This window comes from Rhodoferax sp. GW822-FHT02D07 (assembly GCF_058802405.1).
Window position 1 is genome coordinate 48,698 of sequence record NZ_JBXAOD010000001.1, and the last position, 17,346, is coordinate 66,043.

Consider the following 17,346-nt stretch of genomic DNA (forward strand, 5'->3'; position numbering starts at 1 on the left):
CGGTGATGGTGTCAGAGTGGGTCTGCCAAGGCGACCCACTCTTTTTCATTTTTTAGGAGTCCCCCGCCATGATGGTGCTGTATTCAGGAACAACCTGCCCCTTCTCTCACCGTTGCCGTTTCGTCCTGTTCGAAAAGGGCATGGACTTCGAAATCCGCGATGTGGACTTGTACAACAAGCCCGAAGACATCAGCGTGATGAACCCCTATGGCCAAGTGCCGATTCTGGTCGAGCGCGACCTGATCCTGTACGAGTCCAACATCATCAACGAGTACATCGACGAGCGTTTCCCCCATCCCCAGCTGATGCCTGGCGATCCGGTGGATCGCGCACGCGTGCGCCTGTTCCTGCTCAACTTCGAGAAGGAGCTGTTCGTCCACGTGTCCACGCTGGAAGCGCGTGCCTCCAAGGGCAACGAGAAGGCGCTGGACAAGGCGCGCTCGCATATCCGCGACCGCCTCACGCAGCTGGCTCCCGTGTTCCTCAAGAACAAGTACATGCTGGGTGAGAACTTCTCCATGCTGGACGTGGCCATCGCGCCCCTTCTCTGGCGTCTGGACTACTACGGCATCGACCTCAGCAAGAACGCTGCGCCCTTGCTCAAGTACGCCGAGCGCATCTTCTCGCGCCCCGCGTACATTGAGGCGCTGACCCCCTCGGAAAAGGTGATGCGCAAGTAAGCAGGCACAATACAGCCATGATGGATGCCGACAACGCTTTGTCCACACGCCCGTACCTCATTCGTGCCCTGTACGAATGGTGTACGGACAATGGCTTTACCCCTTTCATTGCCGTTCAGGTTGACGACTCGGTGCGCGTACCGCACGAGTATGTGAAGGACGGCGAGATCGTTTTGAACATCAGCTTCGACGCTACCAGTGCCCTGCAACTGGGCAATGAGTTCATCGAGTTCAAGGGGCGCTTTGGGGGAGTGGCGCGGGACATTCTGGTGCCGGTGCATCGTGTTCTCGCTATCTATGCGCGCGAGAATGGCCAGGGCATGGCCTTTCCCGTGATGGCCGCTCACGATGTTGCCGGCAAGCCTGCAGCCGCAGAGCCCAAGCCGGCTGCCTTGGCCCCTGTGTCCAGCGGCGAAGAAGGTGGTGGACCAGAGACTCCGCGGCCGACTGGCGGTGGCAGGCCTGCGTTGACCCGTGTGAAATAGCGAGGCTTCCAGTCCAGAAGTCTCTTGGGGCTGATGTAGAATGCAGCCCGTGCCGCTTTAGCTCAGTTGGTAGAGCACCCGCCTTGTAAGCGGTAGGTCGTCAGTTCGAATCCGACAAGCGGCACCATTCTTTTCCCGTCCGGATTTACATCTTGCCCGACGGCGACACTTGGACCTTTAAGCGAATTGAGTTAACCTCCCAGCCTTTGGAGCGCAGGTGCGCTTGCATGGCGGGCAGCAGTTGGCGCAGCTTGGCCGCCACGGCATTGTTGTCCAGTAGCAGGCACCACTCGTCTCCTTCAATCGGACCCGCCTGTACCGCCTTTCGCAAGGCGCGCGGAATTACGGTGTCCAGACTCTTGAGCCGTGCCGAAGACTCTGCTGCAAGGTCGCTGAGCCGTGCCAGAGTTGGAGATTCGCGGCTGGCCTGCAGGGCCGTCACGGCACGGTGATTCCGGGTCAAGGATTGCATGAAGAAGGTGTTGGAGTATGCAAATCATTATCACGGATGCCTGGATGGCCAGAAGCCGGGCATTTCATTTGAGCGGCGGGCGTTTGGTCTTGTCCCTGCTGGCTCTTTCGCTGGCCCTGATGCTAGTATCCGCCGGTTTGTACCACTGGGTTTTTCTCAAGGGTGCGCGTGAAGGTTGGCCCATCATCGGTTCCCTCGTGCGTTTGGTGGTGAAGGACGAGTTCGCCCAGAGGGACCGCTACATGCGGGAGAACATCGACGTTCTCGCCAAAAAAGTCGGTGAAATGCAGGCCAAGCTGCTGCAACTGGAGTCACTCGGCGAGCGTGTATCGGGGTTGGCGGGCATCAATCCTGCCGAAATCAAGGTCAAACCCGGCCAGGGCGGGCTGCTGGTGGAAGGGCGGCCTTTGACGATGGAAGAGCTGGATTCCAGTCTGGGCGCGCTGGACCTGCTGGCGGGCCAGCGCGCGGACGCGATGACTGTCATGGAGTCGCGCCTGTTTGAGCAGAAGATCAAAAAGATGATGGTGCCGACGCAATTGCCGGTGCTGGATGCGAATCTGGGCTCGGCCTTTGGCTGGCGTATTGATCCCATCACTGGCCGTTCGGCACTGCATACCGGGCTGGACTTTCCTGCAGAGACAGGCACCCCCATTTATTCGGCTGCGGGCGGCATGGTGGTGACACAGGAGTTTCACTTCCAGTATGGAAACATGATCGAAATTGACCATGGGAACAACCTGATCACCCGGTACGCCCATGCGTCCAAGGTGTTTGTCAAAAAAGGCGATTTGATCAAGCGAGGACAAAAGATCGCCGAAGTGGGCACCTCGGGCCGTTCCACGGGCCCCCATTTGCATTTTGAAGTGCTGGTGCAAGGGGTGCCGCAGGATCCGCAGAAGTTCCTGAATGCGGGGCGCCAGCTGCCCGCTAGTCATTTGGCGCAGTCCAAAGCGGCTGATACGCAACGCTAAAATGGGCGGTTTGGTATTTGTGGTGGGGCCAAGTGCGCGGCGCTTGTCTTCCATCTGAATGCCCCCATTTACCCAGACGAGAAAAAGGACTGCGCTGATCTGCTGCCCATGGTGGGGAGCAGGCCAGTCTTGCATGCATGGCCATCAATATCCTCACCAAAATCTTTGGCAGTCGCAATGACCGCTTGCTCAAGCAGTACCGCTCCGTCGTCGCGCGCATCAATGCGCTGGAGCCGCAATTTGAAGGACTGAGTGACGAGGCCTTGCGCGGCAAGACCCAGGAATTCAAGGATCGCGTGGCCAAGGGCGAGACTCTGGATTCCATCCTGCCCGAGGCCTTTGCGGTGGTGCGTGAGGGCTCCAAGCGCGTCATGAAGATGCGCCATTTTGATGTGCAGCTGCTGGGTGGCATGTCCTTGCACTACGGCAAGATTTCTGAAATGCGGACAGGTGAAGGGAAGACGCTGACGGCCACGTTGCCGGTCTACCTCAACGCGCTGAGTGGTAGGGGCGTGCATGTGGTGACGGTCAACGATTACCTCGCCAGCCGCGATGCGACCTGGATGGGACGCCTCTACAACTTCCTGGGTCTGACGGTGGGTATCAACATGCCCCAGGTGCCTCGCGAGGAAAAGCAGGCTGCCTACCGCGCCGACATCACCTACGGTACCAACAACGAATACGGTTTCGACTACCTGCGTGACAACATGGTCTACGAAGTGGCCGACCGCGTGCAACGCGGCCTCAACTTCGCCATCGTCGATGAGGTGGACTCCATCCTGATTGACGAGGCGCGCACGCCGCTCATCATCAGCGGCCAAGCCGAAGACCATACCGACCTCTATATCGCCATCAACAAGGCCATTCCCAAGCTGGTCAAGCAGGAGGGCGAAGCCGATCCGCGCACTGGTGAGGGCATCATCAAGCCCGGCGACTTCACGCTCGACGAGAAGAGTCACCAGGTATTTCTGACCGAGCAAGGCCATGAGGTGGCCGAACAGATTTTTGCTGAGCTGGGATTGATCCCCGCCGGCTCTTCGCTTTATGACCCGGCGAACATCACGCTGATGCACCATCTGTATGCTGCGCTGCGGGCCAATCACCTTTACCACCGTGACCAACACTATGTGGTGCAGAACGGTGAGATCGTCATCGTTGACGAGTTCACCGGTCGCCTGATGTCGGGTCGCCGCTGGAGCGATGGCCTGCACCAGGCTGTGGAAGCCAAGGAAGGCGTGCAGATTCAGGCCGAGAACCAGACACTGGCTTCCATCACCTTCCAGAACTACTTCCGCCTCTACAGCAAACTCGCTGGCATGACCGGTACGGCCGACACCGAGGCCTATGAATTCCAGGAGATTTACGGCTTGGAGACGGTGGTGATTCCGCCGAACCGCATTAGCCGCCGCGAGGACCAGCTCGATCGCGTCTACAAGACCACGCGCGAGAAGTACGAGGCAGCGATCAAGGACATCCGCGAGTGTTATGAGCGTGGCCAGCCGGTGCTGGTGGGCACGACATCGATCGAAAACTCTGAAATCATCGCCCAACTGCTGGAGAAGGAAAAGCTGCCCCACCAAGTGCTCAACGCCAAGCAGCACGCGCGTGAGGCCGATATCGTGGCCCAGGCAGGTCGTGCCAAGATGATCACCATCGCTACCAATATGGCCGGTCGTGGGACCGACATTGTGTTGGGCGGCAATATCGAGAAAGACATCCAGGCCATCGAGGCCGATGAAGCGCTGGACGAGGCCGCCAAGGCTGCTGGTATTGCAGCCCTGCGTGCGCAGTGGTCGCAGGATCATGAAACCATCAAGGCCCTGGGCGGTCTGCGCATCATCGCCACCGAGCGCCATGAGTCGCGCCGTATCGACAACCAGTTGCGTGGCCGTTCGGGCCGTCAGGGCGACCCTGGTTCCTCGCGCTTCTACCTGAGCCTGGATGATTCGCTGATGCGCATCTTTGCAGGTGACCGCGTCAAGGCCATCATGGACCGCCTCAAGATGCCCGATGGCGAAGCCATCGAAGCCGGCATCGTGACGCGCAGCATCGAGAGTGCCCAGCGCAAGGTGGAAGCCCGCAACTTCGACATGCGCAAGCAACTGCTGGAATACGACGATGTGTCCAACGACCAGCGCAAGGTGATCTACCAGCAGCGCAATGCGATTCTGGATGCGCAGGATCTGGGTGCGCAGATTGCATCGCTGCGCGAAGGTGCGTTTGAAGACCTGGTGCGCCAGTATGTGCCGGCCGAGTCCGTTGAGGAGCAATGGGACATTCCCGCGCTGCAGCAGGCATTGAGCGACGACTGGCAGATCGCGCTGGACCTGCAAAAGCAGGTGTCGGACGCCAGCTCCATCACCGATGAAGAGCTAGTGACCCGCGTGGTGGAGGCGGCCAATGCGGCCTTCCAGGCCAAGGTGGATCTGGTGGGGGCTGAAAACTTCACCCAGTTCGAACGCATGGTATTGCTGCAAAGCATCGACAGCCATTGGCGCGACCACCTCAGCGCGCTGGACTACCTGCGCCAGGGCATCCATCTCCGCGGCTATGCGCAGAAGCAGCCAAAGCAGGAATACAAGCGAGAAGCCTTCGAACTGTTCGGCCAGTTGCTCGACTCGGTGAAGAACGAAGTCACCAAGATTCTCATGACGGTGAAGATCCAGTCCAGCGAGCAGCTGGAGCAGGCTGCTGACGCCATGGAAAGCCGTGGCGAAAGCATTGCCAATGTGACCTACAGCGCGCCCACCGAAACCGGTGAAGTGGAGACCACAGTGGATAACACCACCGTCAAGCCCAGCGCCAGCGATGTGCCGCGCGTGGGCCGCAACGACGCCTGCCCCTGCGGTAGCGGCAAGAAGTACAAACACTGCCACGGCCAACTGAGCTGAGGATCCCATGCCTGTGAACCTTCCCCTGCCCGATGCGGCATCCCTGTTCCCCATCGCGGGGGTGCGTATTGGTGTGACCGAAGCGGGCGTGCGCAAGCAAGGTCGCAAGGACTTGACTGTGGTGCTGCTCGATGCGGGCGCCAGCGTGTCGGGGGTATTCACCTCCAACCGCTTTTGCGCTGCGCCCGTGCAACTGTGCCGCGAACACCTGGCCGCAGGCCAAGGCGTGCGCGCACTGCTGATCAACACTGGGAACGCCAATGCGGGCACTGGTGCAGACGGCTTGGCGCGTGCGCAACGTAGCTGTGAGGCGCTAGCCGCCAAGCTGGGCATTGGTGCGCAACAGGTGCTGCCCTTTTCCACCGGTGTGATCATGGAGCCGCTGCCAGTGGACCGTATCGAGGCGGGGCTGGACGCGGCGATTGCTGATGCGCGCCTGGATCATTGGGCCAAGGCAGCCGAAGGCATCATGACCACTGACACCCAGCCCAAGGCCTATGGCGCGCAGCTGGAACTGGGCGGCAAGCGCATCAGCATCAGCGGTATCAGCAAGGGTGCTGGCATGATCCGCCCGAATATGGCCACCATGCTGGGCTTCATCGCTACCGACGCTTGTGTAAGCCAATCGGTCATGCACCAGCTTTCGCTGGCCCTGGCCGAAGGCTCCTTCAACCGCGTGACGGTGGATGGCGATACCTCCACCAACGATTCGCTGGTGGTGATTGCGAGCAACCAAGTAGGCAATGCCGAGATCACTTCGCTGGAGTCGGCCGATGGCCAGGCCTTGCTGGCCGCCATGCTGAGCGTGGCACGCCAGTTGGCCCAAGCCATTGTGCGTGACGGCGAGGGCGCGACTAAGTTCATCACCGTGCAGGTCCAGGGCGGCCGCACGGAAGACGAATGCCGCAAAGTAGCGTACGCGATTGCGCACTCGCCCTTGGTGAAGACGGCCTTTTATGCCAGTGACCCGAATCTGGGCCGTATCCTCGCGGCCGTGGGCTATGCGGGCATTGAGGACCTGGACCAGACTGGTATCGAGTTGCATCTGGACGATGTGCATGTGGCAACGCGCGGCGGGCGCAACCCCAGCTACCGTGAGGAAGACGGCCAGCGCGTGATGAAGCAGAGCGAAATCACCGTGCGCGTGGGCTTGGGTCGTGGCAAGGCGGCACAAACTGTCTGGACCTGTGACTTCAGCCACGAGTACGTGACCATCAACGCCGATTACCGTTCCTGAGCCGGCCCATGAGTGACAGTCTGAGCAAGGAACTGGTGAGCTTTCTGGCGCGTGCGGAGCAGTTCATGGCACGGGTGGAGGCCTCGTTGCCGCACGGGGTGGAGCAACCGGACTGGAATGCCTCCATCGCCTTCCGTTACCGCCGTCGCCGCTCCGGCCAGGGTGTGATCACGCCGGTGCAGCACGTGGGTGCCATGGCGCTGGACGATCTCAAGGAGATCGATGACCAGAAGGAAAAAATCCAGCGCAACACGGCCCAGTTTGTGCGCGGCGCGACGGCCAACAATGTGCTGCTGACCGGCGCACGCGGTACTGGCAAGTCCTCGCTGATCCGGGCCTGTCTGCACACCTATGCCGCCCAGGGCCTGCGCCTCATCGAGGTGGACAAATCGGACCTGGTGGACCTGACCGACATTGTGGAGTTGGTCGCTCAGCGGCCCGAGAAGTTCATCGTGTTTTGCGACGACCTGAGTTTTGATGAGGGTGAAGCGGGCTACAAGGCCCTCAAGTCGGTGCTCGATGGCTCCGTGGCAGCAGCCACGCCGAATGTGCTGATCTATGCGACCAGCAACCGCCGCCACCTGCTCCCTGAGTACATGTCGGAGAACCTCAGCTACAAGCACACGGACGATGGCGAAGTACACCCGGGAGAGGTAGTTGAAGAAAAGATTTCGCTATCCGAGCGATTTGGCCTCTGGGTCAGCTTCTACCCCTTCAGTCAGGACGAGTACCTGACGATCGTCGGCCAGTGGCTGGGGGCCCTGGGCATCAGCGCAGAACGCATTGCCAGTGCACGCGCCGAGGCCCTGCTGTGGGCGCTGGAGCGCGGTTCGCGCAGCGGACGCGTGGCCTACCAGTTTGCCAAGGATTTTGCAGGGCGGGCGCCGGCATGAACCAGCCTTTGGTTGCGGATCCAAAAGCGGCACGCGAAGGCGGACCAGACCGCAAGGCGGTGGAAGTGGCCGTGGGTGTGCTGGTGCGCGCCGACGGTGCGTTTCTGCTGACTTCGCGCCCTGCGGGCAAGGCCTATGCGGGCTACTGGGAGTTTCCTGGCGGTAAGCTGGAAGCGGGGGAGACCGTGGAGCAGGCGCTGCGGCGCGAGTTGCAGGAAGAGATTGGCATCACCATAGCGGCCGCTGTGCCTTGGAAGGTGGAGCTGGTGGACTACCCGCACGCCTTGGTGCGGCTGAACTTCTGCAAGGTATTTGCCTGGGAAGGTGAGTTACAGATGCGCGAAGCACAGACCTGCTCTTGGGAGCAGCTACCGGTGCAGGTACAACCCGTATTGCCCGGGACGATTCCCGTGTTGGAATGGTTTGCGACTGAGCGAGAGCACATGGGTGCTACACATTCAGGAGCTGCTTGCGCAGATTCCTAGCGGGCTAAGCCCTGTTTTGAATGTGGAGCTATTGCAGTTTGGGGTCACCAAACTGTAGGTCTTCGGGCGGTGCTTCGCTGGGAACGCGAAAGGACTCGCTAGCCCAGGCGCCCAAGTCCAGACTTTTGCAGCGCTCGCCGCAGAAGGGACGGTAGGGGTTGCTTGCGGCGTAGATGCTGTCGCCGCCACATTGCGGACAGACTACGACTTTTTCGTGCACGGAAGCTGTCATGCCGCAGCTCCACTCAGGAGCAGAGGGTTAGTTCAAACGCGCCATCTTCACCTGCTGGGTGCAGGCGGTCATCCTCGTCATGGCGCATCAGACGGATGGACACCATCAGGCGGTTGCCACTGATTTCGGGGATGAGTTGCTGCGCAGGATCCAGCGCCAAACGCAGGAGCTGGAAGGTGCGACCTTGCGGCAAGTTTTGCTGGAACTGCCCGCCCACGGCCACGACCTTTTGGGGGGCGCCCGAGTCGCGCAACATCTTGAGCAGCAGGTGTATGGATTCGGCCAATGGCGCCAAGGTGGAGGCCCAGCGCTGCAGGTCTTTTTGGCGGACCGCAGGTGAGCGGTGCTGCCAAGCGTAATAGGCGGGCAGGTCAAACTCGCAGGTTCCGCCGGGAATACCCACGCGGCTGCGGATGCTCATGAGCCAATCGTTTTCGGTCAACGACTGGCCAGCCTTGCCGGTGAGTCCGTTGAGCGAGGTAAAGCAGTGGTCCAGCTGGCCAATGACCTGGTCCAATACTGATTCAGCAATGGCCGGGTTGCCACGGTAGCCATTGAGCACCTGCTTTTGTTTGTCCAGGTCCTTGAGCACATCGGACTTCAGATCCGCCCTTGCGCCCACGTCCATGACTTCAAAAATCGTGGCTAGCGCGAAATGGTGGTCCAGCGGCTCCGAACGCGCCATCAACTCACCAAGGCGCAAGAACAGATGTTCGAGCCGCAAATAGGTGCGAATGCGTTCGTTGAAGGGGTATTCGTAGAGGATCACGCTGTATTTTCCGGACGACGAATCATAGCCCGAACTGCTCTGCAATTTGCTGCACCTGCCGGGCTAAAACAGGCAAGGTGATGCCGTCGTTGTAGAGCACCACATCGGCAGCGTGCAGGCGCTGTGCACGGCTGGCCTGGGCCGCCAAAATGCGCTCGACTTCAGGGCGGCTCAGGCCGTTGCGTTGCATCACCCGCTGTATCTGTGTTTCGGGTTCGCAGTCCACCACCAGCACGCGCTGCAGCCGGGTGCGCCAATGGCCGGATTCCACCAGCAGGGGGATATCAAAGACCAGGCAACGACTGCCCTGGGATTCTGCTGATTGCGCTGCTTGCTCGATGGCTAGGCCGACCAGGGGGTGGACGATGGCTTCCAGGCGGGCGCGGGCGCCGGAGTCGTTGAAGGCCAGGGTTCGCATCGCGTCCCGGTTCAGGGCGCCGCTGGCATCCAGAAGTTCGGGGCCAAAGGTGGCTTCAATGGCCGGGATGGCTGCACCGCCAGCGGCCGTACAGGCCTTGGCGAGTTGGTCCGCATCGATGAGGGCAGCGCCCATGGCCTGCCATTGGGCGGCCACGGTGCTTTTGCCGCTGCCGATGCCGCCTGTGAGGCCCAAGCGCAAGGCCATCGCCATGGTCTAGAGGTTCACCCACTGCAGCAGGGTGCGTGGGCCCAGCAGCAGGGCGGCCAGGCCGGCGCCTGCGAGGAAGGGGCCAAACGGTACATAGCGGCCTTCGCGCAGGCTGCTGTTGAACTTCATGGCAATGCCCACGATGGCGCCTATCACCGAGGCGATGAGGATCATGGGGATCAGCAGAGGCCAGCCAAACCAGGCCCCCAGCGCCGCAAACAGCTTGAAGTCGCCGTAGCCCATACCTTCCTTGCCGGTTACGAGCTTGAATACCCAGTAGATGGACCATAGCGAGAGGTAGCCAGCCACGGCACCCCAGAAGGCAATAACCAATGGCACCTGCGTCCATTGCAGGGCCGATGCCACCAAGCCCAGCCACATCAGTGGTAGCGTCATGGTGTCAGGCAGCAGGGTGGTGTCCCAGTCTATGCAGGCCAAGCCCAGCAACAGTGCGCAGAAGGCACACCAAGCCAAGGCAGTTGCGCTGGCCCCCCATTGCAGCCCGCACCAGAGAAATAGCGCCCCTGTTGCCAATTCCACCGCAGGGTAACGCAGGCTGATAAGGGCCTTGCAATCCGCGCATTTCCCACCCAGGACTGCGTAACTAAGCACAGGTATATTTTCGAACCATCGGATTGTGTGGCCACAGTGCGGACAGCGTGAGCGCGGCACCATGAGGTTGAAGGGCTCGGTGGCAGGGGCTTCCTTGCCCGTCATCTCGGCGGCCTCGGTCGCCCATTCCCGCTCCATCATGGTCGGCAGGCGGTAAATGACCACATTGAGAAAGCTACCAACCAGCAAGCCCAAGACGCCGATCAGACTGGCGTCCAGCCAGAGTACGCCCGTCAGCATCAAACCACTTGTCCCAACTTGAAGATGGGCAGGTACATGGAGACCACAATGCCGCCGATGATGGTACCCAGCACCACGATGATAATGGGCTCCATGAGGCTGGAGATGCCGGCCACCATGTCGTCCACTTCCGCTTCAAAGAAGTCAGCTGCCTTGCCCAGCATGTGGTCAATCGAGCCGGACTCTTCGCCAATCGCGCACATCTGCAGCACCATACTAGGGAACAAGTTGGCATTGGTCATGGCAGCGGTAAGTGCAGTGCCCGTGGAGACCTCTTGCTGAATTTTTTGGGTCGCCGTTTGGTAAACAATGTTACCGGAGGCGCCTCCGACGGAGTCCAGTGCCTCGACCAGCGGTACGCCGGCTGCAAACATGGTGGATAGCGTACGGGTCCAGCGAGCCACGCAACTCTTGTCGACCATTACGCCAAAGATGGGCAACTTGAGCATCAGGCGGTCCATGAAGGCTTGGACTTTTTCATTGCGCTTCCAAGACTGCAGGAAGAAGTAGATGCCGCCGCCCAGACCACCGAAAATCAGGTACCAGTAACTGATGAAAAACTCGCTCATGGCGATCACCAAAAGCGTAGGGGCGGGTAACTCACCGCCGAAAGAAGTGAACACTTGTTTGAAGGAGGGGATCACAAAAATCATGATCACTGACACCACGACAAAGGCTACCACCAGCACTGCAATGGGGTACATCAGCGCTGACTTGATCTTGGATTTAATGGCTTCCGTCTTCTCCATATAAACTGCGAGACGGTCCAGCAACTGGTCCAAAATACCGGCCGACTCGCCAGCTTCGACCAGATTGCAATAGAGGTTGTCGAAGTAGATGGGGTACTTGCGGAAGGCCGTACTCAAAGATGTGCCTGTCTCAACGTCCTGACGAATATCGTTGAGAAGTTTGGTGACGCTGGGGTTGGGGTTGCCGCGGCCCACAATGTCAAAGGCTTGCAGCAAAGGCACACCAGCTTTCATCATGGTGGCCAGTTGGCGTGTAAAAATGGCAAGATCCTTCGGTTTAATGCTCTTGCCCGAGCGCATGCGGCGTTTTTTGATCTTGGTTGGTGTAACGCCCTGGCGACGCAGGGAAGACTTGACTTGGTTTTCACCTTGGGCGCGGATTTCCCCCCGCACCTGCTTGCCATTGCGATCCTTGCCTTCCCATTCGAAAACTGCGTCTTTGGTGTCTGCAGACTTTGCCGTTGCCATAGGATCCCCTGGGTTATCTCTTATTCGTTGGTGACGGCTAGCACTTCTTCCAACGAAGTCAGCCCGAGTTTCACTTTGTGCAAGCCGGCTTGCCGCAGGGAGCGCACGCCTTCCGCCTCCGATTGCGCAGCGATGTCCATGGCACTTCCGTCTCGCAGGATGATGCGCTGAATCTCTTCGCTGATGGGCATCACTTGGTAAATGCCGACACGCCCTTTGTAACCGTTGTTACACATGGAGCAGCCTACTGCACGGTAGGGCTTCCAACTGCCGTCAATTTCGGACTCCTTGTAGCCAGCATCCAGGAGCGCCGCTTGCGGCACGTCTGCTGGTTGCTTGCAGTTCAAACAGAGCCGGCGTGCCAGACGTTGGGCCGTGATGAGGATCACGCTTGATGCAATATTGAAGGGTTGTATGCCCATATTGCGCATGCGCGTGAGTGTTGTGGGCGCGTCGTTGGTGTGCAGAGTGGACAGAACCAAGTGGCCAGTCTGGGCCGCTTTGATCGAGATATCTGCAGTCTCCAGATCCCGTATTTCACCGACCATAATGATGTCAGGATCTTGGCGCAGGAAGGACTTGAGCGCTGCTGCAAAGGTCAGTCCCGCCTTTTCGTTGACGTTGACCTGGTTGACGCCGGGGAGGTTGATTTCCGATGGGTCTTCTGCGGTTGCAATATTGACGCCGGGCTGGTTGAGCAGGTTCAGGCAGGTGTACAACGACACGGTCTTGCCCGACCCAGTGGGACCGGTGACCAGAATCATGCCGTAGGGGCGGCCGATCGCCTTGAGCAGGCGCTCCTTTTCCTCTGCCTCATAGCCCAAGGCATCAATGCCAAGCTTGGCGCTGCTCGGGTCCAGAATCCGGATCACGATTTTTTCGCCAAATAGCGTGGGCAGTGTGCTGACGCGAAAGTCGATGACGCGGTCCGCGCCCACCTTGAGCTTCATGCGTCCGTCTTGGGGCACCCGCTTCTCGGAGATATCCATACGGGAGATCACCTTGATGCGCGAGGCAAGCTTGTCCTTGATGGCGATCGGAGGGCTGGCGATCTCGCGCAACTCCCCGTCGATCCGGAAACGCACGCGATAGGTGTGTTCGTACGGCTCGAAGTGCAGGTCGGATGCTCGCATGCTGAAGGCGTCCATGAGCATCTTGTGCAGGAAACGCACCACCGGTGCATCTTCAACCTCCGCTGTGGTCGCAGTGGTTTCGGTGGCAACTTCCGCCGCACTTTCATCAAACTCAAAGTCACCGCCAATGATGTCTTCCATTGCCTCGCTGGCGGTGGTGGTGTTGGCGTCTACCAGTTTGGAGAGTTTGTCGAACTCGGCAATGACCCAGTCAAAGCCCATTTGGGTGGAGAACTTGATGCGTTCGGCAGCGGCTTGATCCGATGGGTCTGCCGTTGCAATGATGAGGCGGTTACCACGCTTGCTGAGTACCAATACGCGGAAGTCGGCGCAAATCTTGGGGTCCAGCAGGCCTTTAGGCAGACGCTGGGGGTCTACCGCATCCAGGTCCACCAAAGGAGCTGCAAATGCGGCGGACAGGGTGTGTGCCAAGTCAGCGGGGGAGACTGCACCAGAACCGACCAGCTCCGCCATGAAGCTGCTTTTGCCGCCCATGGCCTTGCGGTACAGGTCTTCGGCAGCCTTTTGAGGCAGCTTGCCAGCCGCCACCAGCGCCCGCCCGATACCGGGAAGCGCGACGGTGTTGGTATCGCGGGATACAGAGTCAGCTACAGCCATAGCCAACTAGGATATACGAAGCAGAGGCCATTGGTGCAATTCATGGTCGATTGGCACCCAAATATTGCGCAATCGGCGTCGCATATTCCCCACCGCTACGTACAGTGCCGACGCTACCCCCTTGGACCGATCAGACTTGCGCAAATGCCAAACCATCAGCGTCCTTGGCTGATAGTTGGGGTGGGATATCCAGAGAGGGCCAAGCAATGGCCAGATCCGGGTCGTTCCATGCGATGCAACGCTCAAAAGCCGGTGCGTAATAGTCCGTGGTTTTGTACAGAAACTCGGCCGACTCTGAAAGCACCAGGAAGCCATGCGCCAAACCGGGAGGTACCCACAGCTGTCGTTTGTTGTCTGCCGACAGGATTTCGCCCACCCACTGGCCGTAAGTTGGTGAGTCGCGGCGTATATCGACTGCGACGTCAAATACTTCGCCGGCGGCTACGCGCACCAGCTTGCCCTGTGCATGCTGGGTTTGGTAGTGCAGGCCGCGCAATACGCCGCGTGCGGACTTGGAGTGGTTGTCTTGCACGAACGGCAGCCGGATCCCGGTCGTTTCCCGGAATGCGCGTTCGTTGAAACTCTCGAAGAAAAAACCACGCTCGTCCCCGAATACCTTGGGTTCGATCAGCAAAACGTCGGCAATCGCGGTGGGTGTGACCTTCATCAGAACACCTTATCCTTCAGCAGTCGCAACAGATATTGGCCGTAACCGGATTTTGCCAACGGTTGCGCCAGCTTCTGCAATTGCGCATCATCAATCCAGCCGCTGCGCCAAGCGATTTCCTCGGGGCAAGCCACCTTGAGGCCTTGGCGGTTTTCGATCGTGTAAATGAACTGGCTGGCCTCCAGCATGGACTCGTGCGTGCCCGTATCCAGCCAAGCATAGCCGCGCCCCATGGTCTGTACATCCAGCTGACCACGCTCCAAGTAGAGCTGATTTAGATCAGTGATTTCGAGTTCGCCGCGGGCGGATGGTTTGACCTGTTTGGCCAGTGTCACGACTTGCTCGTCATAGAAGTACAGGCCGGTCACGGCGTAGCGCGACTTGGGGGCCTTGGGCTTTTCCTCTAGGCTGATCGCCCGGCCCTCGGGATTGAATTCCACGACACCGTAACGCTCGGGATCGTTCACCGCATAGGCAAACACCGTCGCGCCGGTTTGTTGTCGGGTGGCGTTTTGCAGCAGGCCTGCAAAGTCGTGGCCGTAGAAAATGTTGTCCCCCAGAACCAGCGTGCTTGGCGCTCCGTCCAAAAAATTCTCGCCAATCAGGAAGGCCTGGGCGAGTCCATCCGGGGACGGTTGAATAGCGTACTGAATCGAGATACCCCACTGGCTTCCATCGCCCAGCAGCTGTTCAAAGCGGGGAGTGTCCTGCGGGGTGCTGATGACCAGCACTTCCTTGATGCCCGCCAGCAGCAAAACGCTGAGCGGGTAATAGATCATGGGCTTGTCATAAATGGGCAGCAACTGCTTGCTGACGACTTGTGTGGCAGGGTACAGACGCGTGCCGGAGCCGCCCGCCAGAATGATGCCTTTGCGCTGCTTGGCGCCTGTGTTGTTGGTCATGGTCATTTCCCTGAAATCTCGGTCAGCATGCGCGCTACACCTACCTGCCAGTGTGGCAGCGCCAGACCAAAAGCCGCCTGCAGCTTATGGGTGTCTAGGCGCGAGTTGAGTGGGCGCTTGGCGGGGGTGGGGTAGCTGCTTGTGGGGGTAGGGGCCACCTGTGCGGGGCCCGCCTTGAGGGTCATGCCCAAGGCCCGTGCTTGGGCGAGTACAAACTGTGCGTAGCCATGCCAACTGGTCTCTCCCCCAGCAGTGCAGTGATAGGTGCCAGCCAAGGCGGGCCGGATTTGCAGTTGCCGCAGCGCATGTGCAGTCACATCTGCCAGCAACTCCGCAGAGGTTGGGGCGCCAAACTGGTCATTGATGACGGTGAGGGATTCCCTTTCGCCAGCCAGACGCAGCATGGTCTTGGCAAAGTTGCCGCCACGCGCAGCGTAGACCCAACTGGTGCGCAGGATCAGGTGCTTGGGGGTACTGGCTACGGCCCGTTCACCCTCCAGTTTGGTTTGACCGTACACGCTCAGGGGCGCGGTTGCGTCCGTCTCTTTCCAGGGCATTGAGCCGCTGCCGTCAAACACATAGTCAGTGCTGTAGTGCACCAACCATGCTCCTGTTTTTGTAGCTGCTTGCGCAAGAGCCGCCGGGGCTAGGGCGTTAATTGTTTGTGCAAGCTCAGGTTCGCTCTCGGCCTTGTCCACGGCGGTGTGGGCTGCTGCATTGACGATGACATCCGGCTGCACTTGCAATACGGTTTGCTCCAAACCTACTAGGTCGGTGAAGTTGCCGCAAAGTTCGTCAGGATTTTTCGTGGCATCCGAGCCCAGTGCCACCACCTCGCCTAGCACGCTCAATGCGCGCTGTAGTTCCCAGCCCACTTGGCCATTGCGACCCAGCAACAGGATCTTCATGCGGCAGCCTTTGTGGCGTTGCCGTACTGCTTGCTGACCCAATCACGGTAGCCACCACTTTGCACGTTGCTGACCCAGTCCGGGTGATCCAGATACCACTGCACCGTCTTGCGGATTCCGGTTTCGAACGTTTCGGCGGGTTTCCAGCCCAGCTGCCGTTCAATCTTGCGCGCGTCGATGGCGTAGCGCCGGTCGTGGCCCGGACGGTCCGTCACGTAAGTGATCTGTTCCTTGTAGGGCTTGCCGTCTGCGCGGGGCTTGAGTTCGTCCAGCAGAGCACACACGGTGTGGACGATCTCCAGATTCGGCTTTTCGTTCCAGCCACCCACGTTATAGGTCTCGCCCACCGTGCCTGCTTCCAGCACACGGCGGATCGCGCTGCAGTGATCTTTGACATACAGCCAGTCGCGGATCTGCTGACCGTCGCCGTAGACCGGCAGGGGCTTATCCGCCTGTGCGTTCACGATCATCAGCGGAATCAGCTTCTCCGGAAAATGGAAGGGGCCGTAGTTGTTGCTGCAGTTGGTGGTCAGCACTGGCAGGCCGTAGGTGTGGTGGTAGGCACGCACCAAGTGGTCGCTGGCGGCCTTGCTGGCGCTGTAGGGACTATTGGGTTCGTATTTGTTGGTTTCGGAGAATGCCGGGTCCGTTTGGGCCAGTGAGCCGTACACCTCGTCGGTAGACACATGTAGGAAGCGGAAGGCTGCCTCGGCCTCGCCTTGCAGGCCCGCAAAGTAGGCGCGAGCGCATTCCAGCAAATGGAAGGTGCCCACGATATTGGTCTGGATGAAGTCTTCCGGCCCGTGGATGGAACGGTCCACATGGCTTTCTGCTGCGAAATTGAGAATGGCGCGGGGCTGGTACTGCGTCAGCAGGCGACTCACCAGCGCAGCGTCGCCAAAGTCGCCCTGCACGAACACATGGCGGGCATCGCCCTGCAGGCTGGCCAGATTCTCCAGATTGCCGGCATAGGTCAGCTTGTCCAGATTGATGACGGTTTCGTTAGACTGCGCCAGCCAGTCCAGCACGAAGTTGCTGCCAATGAAGCCGGCACCGCCGGTTACCAGAATAGTCATTGTGAAAGTGCCCCTGAAACGCGAAAGCGCAGACGATTATCGCCGCCGCAATTGCCGGTTTTGCTCCGGCCACCGCGGCCTAGTCCGATCAGGCTATGTGTAGGCAGGGCAAGTTTGGTGCCAGGCTATAGATTGTGGTCCTTAATATGCCCATGAGGACTGTGACTGCTGCATAGGGCGATTTTGAGTAGTGGCGAAGACGGACTGAAGTTCGCCCCCAGTTGATC

General features: G+C 59.6%; 18 protein-coding genes and 1 tRNA gene. 8 read left to right on the forward strand and 11 right to left on the reverse strand.

Annotated features, from left to right (window positions below):
- Window positions 1-68 precede the first annotated feature (68 nt).
- The 3 genes from AC1RNN_RS00285 to AC1RNN_RS00295 all read left to right on the forward strand — a co-directional run bounded on the left by AC1RNN_RS00285 (window position 69) and on the right by AC1RNN_RS00295 (window position 1,292).
- Entirely contained in the window at window positions 69-680 is a 612-nt protein-coding gene (locus AC1RNN_RS00285; protein ID WP_493086962.1) for a glutathione S-transferase N-terminal domain-containing protein, read from the forward strand.
- Between the two features lie 20 nt (window positions 681-700).
- Complete coding sequence (locus tag AC1RNN_RS00290) at window positions 701-1,165, forward strand: ClpXP protease specificity-enhancing factor (RefSeq protein ID WP_493087095.1); 465 nt, start codon at window positions 701-703, stop codon at window positions 1,163-1,165.
- 51 nt (window positions 1,166-1,216) lie between these two features.
- Window positions 1,217-1,292 (forward strand) — tRNA-Thr (locus tag AC1RNN_RS00295).
- Between the two features lie 18 nt (window positions 1,293-1,310).
- Here the strand turns inward: AC1RNN_RS00295 and AC1RNN_RS00300 are convergent.
- A complete protein-coding gene (locus tag AC1RNN_RS00300) occupies window positions 1,311-1,628 on the reverse strand; it encodes a hypothetical protein (RefSeq protein WP_493087093.1) in 318 nt (105 codons plus the stop codon).
- Window positions 1,629-1,654: 26 nt separating this feature from the next.
- Between AC1RNN_RS00300 and AC1RNN_RS00305 the strand changes: the two genes are divergently transcribed.
- The 5 genes from AC1RNN_RS00305 (at window position 1,655) to AC1RNN_RS00325 (ending at window position 8,117) form a co-directional block, all read left to right on the forward strand.
- Complete coding sequence (locus AC1RNN_RS00305; protein WP_493086960.1) at window positions 1,655-2,611, forward strand: M23 family metallopeptidase; 957 nt, start codon at window positions 1,655-1,657, stop codon at window positions 2,609-2,611.
- Window positions 2,612-2,748: 137 nt separating this feature from the next.
- Window positions 2,749-5,502: a preprotein translocase subunit SecA gene (gene secA / locus AC1RNN_RS00310; protein WP_493086959.1), complete on the forward strand. Its 2,754-nt coding sequence runs from the start codon at window positions 2,749-2,751 to the stop codon at window positions 5,500-5,502.
- A gap of 7 nt (window positions 5,503-5,509) precedes the next feature.
- Window positions 5,510-6,739 carry a bifunctional glutamate N-acetyltransferase/amino-acid acetyltransferase ArgJ gene (argJ, locus tag AC1RNN_RS00315; protein ID WP_493086957.1) on the forward strand — a complete coding sequence of 410 codons (1,230 nt, stop codon included), beginning with the start codon at window positions 5,510-5,512 and terminating at the stop codon, window positions 6,737-6,739.
- Window positions 6,740-6,747: 8 nt separating this feature from the next.
- Window positions 6,748-7,632: an ATP-binding protein gene (locus AC1RNN_RS00320; RefSeq protein ID WP_493086955.1), complete on the forward strand. Its 885-nt coding sequence runs from the start codon at window positions 6,748-6,750 to the stop codon at window positions 7,630-7,632.
- On the forward strand, window positions 7,629-8,117 hold the full coding sequence (locus AC1RNN_RS00325; protein ID WP_493086953.1) for an NUDIX domain-containing protein: 489 nt from the start codon (window positions 7,629-7,631) through the stop codon (window positions 8,115-8,117). Before AC1RNN_RS00320 ends, AC1RNN_RS00325 begins: the two co-directional genes overlap by 4 nt.
- 28 nt (window positions 8,118-8,145) lie before the next feature.
- On the opposite strand, the gene AC1RNN_RS00330 is transcribed toward AC1RNN_RS00325, so the two are convergent.
- From AC1RNN_RS00330 to rfbB, 10 genes are all read right to left on the reverse strand, one after another.
- Window positions 8,146-8,349, reverse strand: a complete 204-nt coding sequence (locus AC1RNN_RS00330) for a DNA gyrase inhibitor YacG (RefSeq protein WP_493086951.1) — start codon at window positions 8,347-8,349, stop codon at window positions 8,146-8,148.
- Window positions 8,350-8,362: 13 nt separating this feature from the next.
- Complete coding sequence (zapD, locus tag AC1RNN_RS00335; protein WP_493086949.1) at window positions 8,363-9,118, reverse strand: cell division protein ZapD; 756 nt, start codon at window positions 9,116-9,118, stop codon at window positions 8,363-8,365.
- A 22-nt stretch (window positions 9,119-9,140) separates the two neighbouring features.
- A complete protein-coding gene (coaE, locus tag AC1RNN_RS00340) occupies window positions 9,141-9,749 on the reverse strand; it encodes a dephospho-CoA kinase (protein ID WP_493086947.1) in 609 nt (202 codons plus the stop codon).
- Window positions 9,750-9,752: 3 nt separating this feature from the next.
- The gene (locus AC1RNN_RS00345) at window positions 9,753-10,598 is read right to left on the reverse strand and encodes a prepilin peptidase (RefSeq protein ID WP_493086945.1); all 846 of its coding nucleotides are present in this window, start codon (window positions 10,596-10,598) and stop codon (window positions 9,753-9,755) included.
- Window positions 10,598-11,815 carry a type II secretion system F family protein gene (locus tag AC1RNN_RS00350; protein ID WP_493086943.1) on the reverse strand — a complete coding sequence of 406 codons (1,218 nt, stop codon included), beginning with the start codon at window positions 11,813-11,815 and terminating at the stop codon, window positions 10,598-10,600. Before AC1RNN_RS00350 ends, AC1RNN_RS00345 begins: the two co-directional genes overlap by 1 nt.
- Before the next feature lie 20 nt (window positions 11,816-11,835).
- The gene (gene pilB / locus AC1RNN_RS00355) at window positions 11,836-13,566 is read right to left on the reverse strand and encodes a type IV-A pilus assembly ATPase PilB (protein WP_493086941.1); all 1,731 of its coding nucleotides are present in this window, start codon (window positions 13,564-13,566) and stop codon (window positions 11,836-11,838) included.
- 130 nt (window positions 13,567-13,696) lie between these two features.
- Entirely contained in the window at window positions 13,697-14,233 is a 537-nt protein-coding gene (gene rfbC, locus AC1RNN_RS00360) for a dTDP-4-dehydrorhamnose 3,5-epimerase (protein WP_493086939.1), read from the reverse strand.
- Window positions 14,233-15,141 carry a glucose-1-phosphate thymidylyltransferase RfbA gene (rfbA, locus tag AC1RNN_RS00365; protein ID WP_493086937.1) on the reverse strand — a complete coding sequence of 303 codons (909 nt, stop codon included), beginning with the start codon at window positions 15,139-15,141 and terminating at the stop codon, window positions 14,233-14,235. The genes rfbC and rfbA overlap by 1 nt, the downstream gene beginning before the upstream one ends.
- Window positions 15,138-16,043, reverse strand: a complete 906-nt coding sequence (gene rfbD / locus AC1RNN_RS00370; protein ID WP_493086935.1) for a dTDP-4-dehydrorhamnose reductase — start codon at window positions 16,041-16,043, stop codon at window positions 15,138-15,140. The genes rfbA and rfbD overlap by 4 nt, the downstream gene beginning before the upstream one ends.
- A complete protein-coding gene (rfbB, locus tag AC1RNN_RS00375) occupies window positions 16,040-17,119 on the reverse strand; it encodes a dTDP-glucose 4,6-dehydratase (RefSeq protein WP_493086933.1) in 1,080 nt (359 codons plus the stop codon). The genes rfbD and rfbB overlap by 4 nt, the downstream gene beginning before the upstream one ends.
- Window positions 17,120-17,346 lie beyond the last annotated feature (227 nt).